Annotated in this window: 11 protein-coding genes; 9 read left to right on the forward strand and 2 right to left on the reverse strand. The window is 61.1% G+C overall.

The window, feature by feature from the left end; genetic code table 11:
• Window positions 1-185: 185 nt before the first annotated feature.
• Entirely contained in the window at window positions 186-848 is a 663-nt protein-coding gene (locus tag SKZ59_RS27920) for a hypothetical protein (RefSeq protein ID WP_319993576.1), read from the reverse strand.
• Between the two features lie 129 nt (window positions 849-977).
• On the opposite strand from SKZ59_RS27920, the gene hisC reads away from it, so the two are divergent.
• The 3 genes from hisC to SKZ59_RS27935 all read left to right on the forward strand — a co-directional run bounded on the left by hisC (window position 978) and on the right by SKZ59_RS27935 (window position 3,091).
• Window positions 978-2,033, forward strand: coding sequence for a histidinol-phosphate transaminase (hisC, locus tag SKZ59_RS27925; RefSeq protein WP_319993577.1), 1,056 nt, complete (start codon window positions 978-980; stop codon window positions 2,031-2,033).
• A gap of 186 nt (window positions 2,034-2,219) precedes the next feature.
• On the forward strand, window positions 2,220-2,549 hold the full coding sequence (locus SKZ59_RS27930) for a PadR family transcriptional regulator (RefSeq protein WP_034758635.1): 330 nt from the start codon (window positions 2,220-2,222) through the stop codon (window positions 2,547-2,549).
• A gap of 11 nt (window positions 2,550-2,560) precedes the next feature.
• The gene (locus SKZ59_RS27935) at window positions 2,561-3,091 is read left to right on the forward strand and encodes a DUF2812 domain-containing protein (RefSeq protein WP_319993578.1); all 531 of its coding nucleotides are present in this window, start codon (window positions 2,561-2,563) and stop codon (window positions 3,089-3,091) included.
• A gap of 172 nt (window positions 3,092-3,263) precedes the next feature.
• On the opposite strand, the gene SKZ59_RS27940 is transcribed toward SKZ59_RS27935, so the two are convergent.
• A complete protein-coding gene (locus tag SKZ59_RS27940) occupies window positions 3,264-3,917 on the reverse strand; it encodes an FxDxF family PEP-CTERM protein (RefSeq protein WP_319993579.1) in 654 nt (217 codons plus the stop codon).
• A 259-nt stretch (window positions 3,918-4,176) separates the two neighbouring features.
• Between SKZ59_RS27940 and SKZ59_RS27945 the strand changes: the two genes are divergently transcribed.
• The 6 genes from SKZ59_RS27945 to SKZ59_RS27970 all read left to right on the forward strand — a co-directional run.
• Complete coding sequence (locus tag SKZ59_RS27945) at window positions 4,177-5,046, forward strand: NAD(P)-dependent oxidoreductase (RefSeq protein ID WP_070304032.1); 870 nt, start codon at window positions 4,177-4,179, stop codon at window positions 5,044-5,046.
• A 205-nt stretch (window positions 5,047-5,251) separates the two neighbouring features.
• A complete protein-coding gene (locus SKZ59_RS27950) occupies window positions 5,252-6,316 on the forward strand; it encodes a YeiH family protein (RefSeq protein WP_082654522.1) in 1,065 nt (354 codons plus the stop codon).
• A gap of 16 nt (window positions 6,317-6,332) precedes the next feature.
• Complete coding sequence (locus tag SKZ59_RS27955; protein ID WP_319993580.1) at window positions 6,333-7,643, forward strand: D-amino acid dehydrogenase; 1,311 nt, start codon at window positions 6,333-6,335, stop codon at window positions 7,641-7,643.
• A gap of 26 nt (window positions 7,644-7,669) precedes the next feature.
• Complete coding sequence (locus SKZ59_RS27960) at window positions 7,670-8,485, forward strand: thiazole synthase (protein WP_319993581.1); 816 nt, start codon at window positions 7,670-7,672, stop codon at window positions 8,483-8,485.
• Between the two features lie 70 nt (window positions 8,486-8,555).
• Complete coding sequence (locus SKZ59_RS27965) at window positions 8,556-9,566, forward strand: porin (protein WP_319993582.1); 1,011 nt, start codon at window positions 8,556-8,558, stop codon at window positions 9,564-9,566.
• Between the two features lie 225 nt (window positions 9,567-9,791).
• Window positions 9,792-10,679, forward strand: an 888-nt coding sequence (locus tag SKZ59_RS27970; protein ID WP_319993583.1) for a thiamine pyrophosphate-binding protein, incomplete at its 3' end; no start/stop codon positions are given.

Below are 10,679 nucleotides of genomic sequence, written 5' to 3' on the forward strand. Positions count from 1 at the left end.
GGGTTCGAATCCCACCCTCTCCGCCAGAATACATAAGAGAAGCTCCCGCAAGGGAGCTTTTTTTATTAGTGATGCAAAAAAGCCTGCGACGTATCAATGCAGGTAGAAAAACCGCCCAAAGCGCGCAGCGCAAGGCGTTTTTTCCTCCATTCAGCTTTGAATGCCAGCACCCCCACCAACGCAAGCTAGTGCACCAGCCGCGCCACCGCAAACGCCACACCTGCCAGCGCAATCATCGTCCCCACGCACGACAGGATGACAGTCGACTTCGCCTCAGCCACATCAGATCTGGTCGCATAATTGGAGCGCACCACCGCCAAGTCCAGTTTCAAGCTGCTGACATCCGTCGTGAGGACAGTGACATCCGTTTTCAGGCCGGCGACATCCGTTTTCAGGTCTGCCACATCCACCTTGAGGCCAGCCACATCCGTTTTCAGACCGGCCACATCCACCCTGATGCCAGCCACATCCACCTTCAAATCAGCAACATCCAGTTTCACACCAGCCATGTCTTTTGCCAGTGTATTGACCTGCTCGTCCATGGTGCAATCCTCCATGCTTTTCACTCGATGCTCCTCGCATTTTTCACCCCTGTCAAACAGTGTCCCGAGGGTATCGTGCATGGCCTTGCTATTCCTCGCCAAGCGTTGCGCCAGTGCCATCGCGCGTTGCAGGTCGGCCATTCCTTCGCCCTGTAGCTGGTCTGTTGCAGTCTGCAATTCGGCAGCGATTTGTTCGCTGAGGCTGGCGGCAACCTGCAGCCATGCATTGATCTTGCGCTGGCGTGTCTGTCGCTCCAGCGCGTCAGGCCGCAGCCACGGATCGCTCAGTTTGTGCATGCTATTCATGCTGCGTCCTCTTCAGCTTCGGCCGATGCCGATGCCGTCCACGCTACCCCTCGCCGTCGCCACCCACCTTGACCCCGCTCAGCCTATGGTAATCTACCCCCTCCCATCCCGACCCCACCAATAAAAGCAATGAGCCGATTCTGGAGCAACATCGTCAGCGAGCTGACCCCCTATATCCCTGGCGAGCAACCGAAACTGCCCGACCTGGTCAAACTCAACACCAACGAAAACCCCTACGGCCCATCACCGCAAGTCCTGGCTGCGCTGCGCGAAGCAACTGAAGACAGCCTGCGCCTCTACCCCGACCCCACGGCCAGCGAACTGAAGCAAAACCTGGCCGACTACCACGGCTTGAGCAGCGCGCAGGTGTTCGTCGGCAACGGTTCCGATGAAGTGCTGGCGCTGGCCTTCATGGCCTTGCTCAAGCACGATGCGCCGCTGCTGTTTCCGGACATCAGCTACAGTTTCTACCCCGTGTATTGCAAGCTGTACGGCATCGATTACCGCACGGTAGCGCTCGACGATGCCATGCGCATCCGCCCGCAAGACTACCAGGGGCCGTGCGGCGCCATCATCTTCCCCAATCCCAACGCGCCGACAGGCGTCGACTTGCCGCTGGCCGATGTGGAAACCTTGCTGCGCGACCATCCCGACGCCGTGGTGGTGGTTGATGAAGCGTATGTGGATTTCGGCGGCCAGAGCGCCGTGGCCCTGGTCGAACGGTATCCGAACTTGCTGGTGGTGCAGACGTTCTCGAAATCGCGCTCGCTGGCCGGCTTGCGCGTCGGCTGTGCCTTCGGGCATCCTGATCTGATCGAAGCACTGGAAAGGGTGAAGAACAGTTTCAACTCGTATCCGCTGGATCGGCTGGCGCTGGCCGGTGCCGTTGCGTCGCTGCACGACGAAGCGTATTTCCAGCAGACGCGCCAGGCCGTGATCGCCAGTCGCGAACAGCTGACGGCGGATCTGGCGGCGCTGGGTTTCGAGGTGCTGCCGTCGGTGGCCAACTTTGTCTTTGCGCGCCACCCGCAGCATGACGCGGCGCAACTGGCCGCAGGCTTGCGTGCCCGTTCCGTGATCGTGCGCCATTTCAATGCACCGCGTATCAATCAGTATTTGCGCATCAGCATCGGCAACGTGGGCGAGTGCGCGGCCCTGATGACGGCCCTGCGTGCCCTGGTGTAATTTTTTTCTTTTGTAGCGGCCACTGCCCATAGCGGCGGTGGCGCCAATTCTTTCCGAACTTATCAAAAAGTGCAGACATTCCAGCCTGTCGTGCTACTATGGCGTAAGTCGCTATATCACTTATCGATATATCAGATGACGATATAACGATTTACGCTATATCGGCTATTGCCTTTGGGGAGGAATATGGATGCATCGATAGACAAGCTGCTGCCCTTGTCGGAAGCCACATATTACATTTTGCTGGCCTTGAACGAGCCGGCGCATGGCTACGCCATCATGCAGCAAGTCGAGGCCATCAGCGAGGGCGCCGTCAAGATCGGGCCAGGCACCATGTACGGGGCGTTTGCCAACCTGGAAAAGCAGGGCTTGATCGTGATGGTGAGGGAAGCCGAGCGGCGCAAGGTCTACACCATGACGGACATGGGGCGCCATGTGCTGCTGGCGCAATTGCGGCGCTTGCGGGTGATGGTGCGCGTGGGCGAGGCGAGTGCGCCCTTTTTAGCAAAATACTGAGGTGAAACAGGATGAGTGAGCAACGGTCGCATGTCTATAAATGGTTCATCGAGCTTGATGATGGCGAGATCGAGCAATGGCTGCGTTCGCAAGCCCTGGCAGGCTGGCATTTGACGGGCTTTCGCATGCCTTGCCGGTTTACGTTTGTCCGGGGCGAACCCGCTGATGAGGTCTACCGTTTCGACTCCTTTCCTGCATGGAAGCGCAGCGCCGAGTATGACCAGCTGTGCCAGGATGCCGGCTGGGAGCTGGTGTTTTACTGGTGGGGCAGTTATTGCTGGCGCAAGCCTGCGGCAGACGGCCAGCCGAATGAGATTTACACGGATACGGCATCGAAGATCGCCAGGCAGCAGCGCTTGCTGATGTATTTCGGCTTGACCGGTTTGCTGTTGATATTCAATCTGCTGGGCAGCCGCGACCGCCAGATGGATATGTTGCGGATGGTGCTGACAGGCGTGCAGGCAATCATGCTCCTGCCCATGTCATACCTGATCTGGCGCACCGTCAGCCGCGTGCGCCGCCTGCGCCGGCAGGCGCTTTAGGCGCATCGGATGCTGGCAGCCGTCCCGCCATGCAGGGCCATTGCGCGTCAATCAAGGGATGCAAGTGGCAGCAGGATGGGCGGTATGGAAAAGCATTCAATCTGGCGCGAGATCGTGTCCTGGATGGCAGGCCTGATACGGCTGCCGGCAGCCGTATCAGGTGCCACTTTGCTTACTGCTGGCTGGCCCGGCGGCGGCGCGCCATGAAGCCCAGCAAGCCCAGGCCGCCCAGCAGCATGCCGTAGGTGGATGGTTCCGGTACGGCCGACACGGACAGGTTATTGATGGTTGGCCAGATGCCGATCTGTCCGGCCGTGCTGACGGCCAGGTCCGAGAAGGCGCCCGTCGACAGGAAGCCGACAAACGATGCCTGTGTCGGCAATACCAGTTCGTAGGTGAGCAGCTCGCCCAGCGCATTGCGCGCGGTCAGCGTGATGCTCTGGGCACTGGCATATTCGCCGGAAAAGTTCGATCCGAAGAAGAATCCCCCCACACCGCGTACGGCACTGGAAAAGTTGGAGAACACCACGCTGTCGTCACGGTTATTGGTGCTCAGCCAATTGTCGCTGCCCGTGCCTGCGCCGTACAGGATGGGCGAGACGCCAACGCTGCTTGCCGTGTAGGCATAGCTGCCGGCGCTCCGGAACAGCGGACCATCGAGTGCATCGATGGGCAAATCATCAAAGGTATCGACGCCGGTATTGCCGGCCGCTGCCAGATAGGCGGACTGGCTGGTAAAGACCGTGATGTCGGCGTGTGCGGCGCTGGCGGCGAACAGCAGGGCGGCGGCGCTGATGATTTTCATGCGGGTGAGTGAGGTTTGCAAGATCGACTCCTTAACGAGGGTTGGGAAAAGGATGCGGCAAAAAGTTTCCTTATTTGTAATGCCAGTTCAATGTAATATTAAATAGAAAAAAATACAACATAAATTATTTATGATAATTTTGATCTTGCATATGTAAATCGCTGATGTTTGCCAATTGCTAATGCATGGGGGCCTGAATTGGCGTCTGGCGGCACGATGCTGCTGGCGCGGGCCATTTGTGCAACAATAATCGGATTCACACATCGACAGGACGGACAATATGGCAAAAGTGGCATTCATCGGTTTGGGCGTCATGGGTTTCCCTATGGCAGGCCATCTGGCGGCGGGCGGGCACGACGTCACCGTGTACAACCGCAATCCGGCCCGTGCGGCCGCCTGGCTGGAGCAATACAAGGGCAGCAGCGCCGCCACGCCGGCCGCTGCTGCTGCGGGCGCCGAGTTCGTCTTCACCTGCATCGGCAACGATAACGACCTGTATCAAGTGATCCTGGAAGAGGGCGGCCTGCTGTCCGCCATGGCGCCGGGCAGCATCCTGATCGACCATACGACTGCTTCCGCCGAAGCGGCGCGCACCATCCACGCGGCGGCAAAAGAAAAGGGCGTGTTCTTCCTCGACGCGCCCGTGTCCGGCGGCCAGGCTGGCGCGGAAAACGGCAAGCTGACCGTGATGGTGGGCGGCGACGCGGAAGCGTATGCACGTGCCGAGCCCGTCATCGCGCTGTTCTCGCGCGCCGTCACCTATATGGGCGCCTCCGGTTCCGGCCAGCTCACAAAAATGGTCAACCAGATCTGCATCGCCGGTCTCGTGCAAGCCTTGAGCGAAGGCATCGCCTTTGCGGAAAACGCTGGCCTCGACGCGGCGCTGGTGGTCGACGTGATTTCCAAGGGTGCGGCGCAGTCGTGGCAGCTGGAAAACCGGGGCAAGACCATGATAGAGCGCAAGTTCGACTTCGGTTTCGCCGTCGACCTGATGCGCAAGGACCTCGGTATCTGCCTCGCCGAAGCCAAGCGCAACGGCAGCGACCTGCCCGTGACGACCTTGACGGACCAGTTCTATGGCGAAGTGCAGCAGGCGGGCGGTAACCGTTACGATACATCCAGCCTGATTACCCGCCTGAACAAAAAGTAAAATTTAACTCGTCAGTAGCGAGCGGCGCGTCCCTGCAAAGGGCCGCGCCGCTTGTCGTTTACGGCGCTGGAAAGTAAAAAACGTCAGTTTCCGGAACATCTGGTTTCGATTTTCATGGAAAAGCATAGACTTCGCTAGCTCATCGTGTATTATTAAAAAACGAGATGAAATGTCCCAATTTTTAAAACATTATGAGCGGACCCGCATGAAAACCAACTCCTCAGCGATAACACGCGTTGTCGACAAGAATATCCCCTACCTGTCTTCCGCCGTTGCCATCTGGCGTCCCCGCGCCGTGCTGCGCAGCTGGCCCGGCGTGGCCATCGCACTGGTGATCGCCCTGTCGGCCACCTTTATTTCCAGCAATTACGGGGGCCCGCAACTGCTGTACGCGCTGTTCTTCGGCCTGGCTTTTCACTTCCTCGCGTCGGACCCCACCTGCAAGCCCGGCATCGAGTTCTGCAGCAAGGTGCTGCTGCGCACGGGCGTGGCCCTGCTGGGCGCGCGCATCACCTTCAACCAGATCGCCTCGGTCGGTGTGACGCCGTTATTGATCGTCGTCGGCGGCCTGGTGGCCACTTTGGGCTTTGGCTATCTGCTGGCCAGGTGGCTGAAACGCCCCATCACGGAAGGGATATTGTCCGGCGGCTCGGTCGCCATCTGCGGCGCGTCGGCCGCGCTGGCCATTTCCGCCGTGCTGCCGCAAACCAAGGAAAACGAAAAATTCACCCTGCTGACGGTGGTCGGCGTGACGACCTTGTCCACCCTGGCCATGATCGTCTACCCGCTGCTGGTCAAGCTGCTGGGTTTTGACCCGACGGAAGCGGGCGTGTTTATCGGCGGCACCATCCATGACGTGGCGCAAGTGGTGGGCGCCGGCTACCTGGTCAGCAACCATACGGGCGACGTCGCCACCTTCGTCAAACTGACGCGCGTGGCTTGCCTCGTGCCTGTCGTGCTGGGCCTGTCGATCATGTTCAAGCGCAAGGAAGGCAAGAGCGAAGTCGACGCGCCGCCGCTCGTGCCCTTTTTCCTGATCGGCTTTGTCTGGCTCGTCATTACCAACAGCCTGGGCCTGATTCCGCAGGAAGTGAATGGCTGGATCAACAATGCCTCGCGCGCCTGCCTCGTCATCGCCATTGCCGCGCTGGGCGTCAAAACGTCGTTCCAGTCGCTGGCCTCGCTGGGCTGGCGCCCCGTGATCATGCTGGTGATGGAAACCGTGTGGATCGCCGCCTTCGTTGCCATCGCCGTCCTGCTGACCCGTTAAGCGAGCCGAACCCGCCATGAAGATCCTTGTCCTCGGCGCCGGCGTGGTCGGCACGGCATCGGCCTGGTACTTGCGCCAGGCGGGCCACGACGTGCGCGTGCTCGAGCGCCAGGCGGGCGCCGCGCAGGAAACGAGCTTCGGCAATGGCGGGCAGATTTCCGTCTCGCACGCGGAGCCGTGGGCCAATCCCGCCACCCTGTGCAAGGTCGTGCGCTGGCTGGGCAAGGACGATGCGCCGTTGCTGTTCCGTCCCCGCCTCGATACGCTGCAATGGCAGTGGGCGCTGCATTATCTGCGCGAATGTCTGCCATCGCGGGTGTCGCGCAATATGCGCCAGATCGTCGTGCTGGCCGAGTACAGCCGCCAGAGTCTGCAAGCCCTCCGGCGCGAAACGGGCATAGCCTATGACCACCTCGAGCGGGGGATATTGCATTTCTATACGGACCAGCAGGAGTTCGATAAATCGCAGTCGGGCGCCGCGCTCTTGCGCGAACTGGGCTGCCCGCGCAACACCGTCAGCGCCGATGAAGTGGTCCGGCTGGAACCGGCCCTGCGACACGCGCGCAGCCAGATCGTCGGCGGCGATTTCACGGCCAGCGACGAGTCGGGCGACGTGCATTTGTTTACCACGGCGCTGGCGGCCCGCGCGGCTGCGGCCGGCGTGGATTTTCAGTACGGCACGACGGTGACGCGCTTGCTGACGGATGGAGAACGCATCACGGGCGTGGAATGCATCGATGCGCAGGGCCGCCACCGCCTGGAATACGCGGATGCCGTCGTGGTGGCCATGGGCAGCTTTTCCGCACCGCTGCTGCAGCCGCTCGGTATCCGCCTGATGCTGTATCCAGGCAAAGGTTATTCCGCCACATATCCGATACGCGACCCCGCCAGCGCACCGTCCGTGTCGCTGACGGACGATGGCCACAAACTGGTGTTTTCGCGCCTGGGCGAGCGCCTGCGCGTGGCCGGCACGTGCGAGCTGAACGGCTACACGCGCGAACTGAACCCCGTGCGTTGCGCCGCCATCACGCGCAGAGTGCAGGCGCTGTTCCCTGATGCCTGCGATTACAGCGACCCCGTCTACTGGGCCGGCTTGCGCCCGCTCACGCCATCGAACGTGCCGTACATCGGCACCACGCGCTACCGCCAGCTGTTCCTCAACACGGGCCACGGCACCCTGGGCTGGACCATGGGCTGCGGCGCGGGCAGGGCGATCGCCGACCTTGTGTCGGGGCGGCGGCCGGAAGTCGATTTTGCGTTTTGCGGGGAACGCTTGGTGCCGCAGTCTGCGGCAGAGGAGTTCCGGGGTCAGACCCGCCGGGTCTGACCCCAGCTTTAACTTAGGAGATCAAGATGAGAGACGCCACCACCCCCAGCCAATCACCGGCCGGCCTGACCCTGGCCGGTACCACCTACCAGTCGCGCCTGCTGGTGGGCACGGGTAAATACAAGGATTTCGAGGAAACGCGATTGGCCATCGAAGAGAGCGGCGCCGAGATTGTCACCGTCACCATCCGGCGCGTGAATATCGGCCAGGAAAAGGGTGAGCCGAACTTGCTCGATTTCATACCGCCATCGAAATACACGATCCTGCCCAACACGGGCGGCTGCTACAACGCGCGCGACGCCGTCTATACCTTGCAGCTGGCGCGCGAGCTGCTGGGCGGGCACCAGCTGTGCAAGCTGGAAGTGCTCGGCGATGAAAAGACCCTGTTCCCGAACATGCCGGAAACATTGAAGGCGGCGCAGGAACTGGTGCGCGACGGCTTCCAGGTGATGGTGTATTGCAGCGACGACCCCATCCAGGCGCGCATGCTGGAAGACATCGGCTGCATCGCCGTCATGCCGCTGGCGTCCCTGATCGGCTCGGGCATGGGCATTCTGAATCCGTGGAATCTGTCCCTGATCATCGAGCAAGCCAGGGTCCCCGTGCTGGTCGACGCCGGTGTCGGCACGGCGTCGGACGCGGCCATCGCCATGGAACTCGGTTGCGACGGCATCCTGATGAATACCGCCATCGCGGCGGCGCGCGAACCGGTACGCATGGCGCGCGCCATGAAACTGGCAGTGCAGGGCGGACGCGAGGCCTATCTGGCCGGACGCATGCCCCGGAGAGCAGGCGTCATGAGCGCCTCGCCCTCGTCGCCGATGGCCGGGCTGATCGCCTGAGCCCGATTTGTAGCAAGGTAGTTGACTATCGTTTCAAGCGTTTATAAAAACCACAATACCTGGAGATGACATGAAACACACACTCGTAGCGGCAGCCATCCTGGCCTCCTTCTTCGCCGGCAACGCCAGCGCCCAATCGTCCGTCACCGTGTACGGCTTGCTCGATGCGGGCCTGACGTCCGAACACGGCGGCGCGGAAGGCTCCGTCACCAAGCTGGCCACCGGCGTGCAATCGGGCAGCCGCATCGGCTTCAAGGGCACGGAAGACCTGGGCAACAACCTGAAGGCCAATTTTGTGCTGGAAAATGGTCTCGACGTGGATACGGGCGCCAACCGCCAGGGCGCCCTGTTCGGGCGCAAGGCTTACGTGGGCCTGTCGGGCGGCTTCGGCGCCGTGAACCTGGGCTTGCAGCATAACCCGCTGTTCACCGCGCTGGACAATATCGACCCGTTCGAGACGGGCATGACGGGCGCCTCGATCAACCTGATGAGCGTGGCCAGCCTGCGCACGAAAAACTCGATCATGTACGAGACGCCAAAGGTGAACGGCTTGTCGGCCGCCGTGATGGTTGGCCTGGGCGAAAAGCCGGACAGCAATACCCTGGGCCGCACCATCGACTTTTCCATCGAATACGCGAATGGCCCGCTGGTATTGACCCTGGCGCACGACAACCGCAAGGACACGCCGCTGAACACGGCCAAGGTCACCTTGCTGGGCGGCACCTACGACTTCGGCCCCGCCAAGCTGCACGCCGCGTATGAGACGGACAAGGATGACGCGGGCACGGATTTCCGCAGCTACATGCTGGGCGCGTCGGCCCCCGTGGGCGCGGCGGGCAGCGTAATGGCGTCTTACATCAAGAAGGATGACCGCACGAATGCGCGCCGCGGCGGGCGCCAGCTGGCCATCGGCTACACCTATGCCTTGTCCAAGCGCACGAATCTGTACACCTCGTACGGGCGCATCAACAACGATGGCGCGGGCACCAATTTCGTCGGCGATGCATCGAGCGGCGGCAGCGTGCCCTTGCCTGGGCATAACTCGAGCGCCTTCACGGCCGGCATGCGTTTGAAGTTCTAAGCAAGGCGACGCGGGTAGAGATGGCGGCTTGTCTGTTGCGGATAAGCCGCCATTGTTGTTTCAGCGGTGGACCTAAGTAGCGGATTCCGGATTCAGGAATGAAACAGTCCGATTTTTCATGAGTTTTCATTGACAGCGCATTTCGCAACCGTTAAATTGAACACGTATTTCAAATATCGGAACAAAATATACCGATTTTTTATAAAACCGTAAGGAGACTGAGCCATGACCGATTTGTCCGACCAAAAAGCCGCCGCAGCCGCGATACCTGTTGGCCCGCAAAAGATGACGCCTTCCGAAGCGTTCGTGGAAACCCTGGCCGCCAATGGCGTGACCGACATGTTCGGCATCATGGGCTCGGCTTTCATGGACCCGATGGATATCTTCGCCCCGGCTGGCATCCGTTTGATTCCCGTCGTGCACGAGCAGGGCGCCGGCCACATGGCCGACGGTTACGCCCGCGTCTCTGGCCGCCATGGCGTCGTCATCGGCCAGAACGGCCCCGGCATCAGCAATTGCGTGACGGCCATCGCCGCCGCCTACTGGGCGCATACCCCGGTCGTCATCATCACACCGGAAACGGGCACCATGAGCATGGGCCTGGGCGGCTTCCAGGAAGCGAACCAGTTGCCGATGTTCGAGGAATTCACGAAATACCAGGGCCACGTGACGAATCCCGCCCGCATGGCGGAATTTACGGGCCGCTGCTTTGACCGCGCCATGTCGGAAATGGGCCCGACGCAACTGAACATCCCGCGCGACTATTTTTATGGCGAAATCAAGGCCGAGATTCCGAAACCGAACCGCCTGGACCGTGGCGCCGGCGGCGAACAAAGCCTCAACGATGCGGCCGAATTGCTGGCGAAAGCCAAGTTCCCCGTGATCATCTCGGGCGGCGGCGTCGTCATGGGCGAGGCGATCGAGGAATGCAAGGCGCTGGCCGAGCGCCTGGGTGCCCCCGTCGTCAACAGCTATCTGCACAACGACTCCTTCCCCGCCAGCCACCCGCTGTGGTGCGGTCCGCTCGGTTATCAAGGTTCGAAAGCTGCCATGAAACTGATCGCCAAGGCCGACGTCGTCGTCGCTTTAGGTTCGCGCCTGGGCCCGTTCGGC

Source organism: Janthinobacterium sp. GMG2 (assembly GCF_033949445.1).
Lineage (GTDB): Bacteria > Pseudomonadota > Gammaproteobacteria > Burkholderiales > Burkholderiaceae_D > Janthinobacterium > Janthinobacterium aestuarii.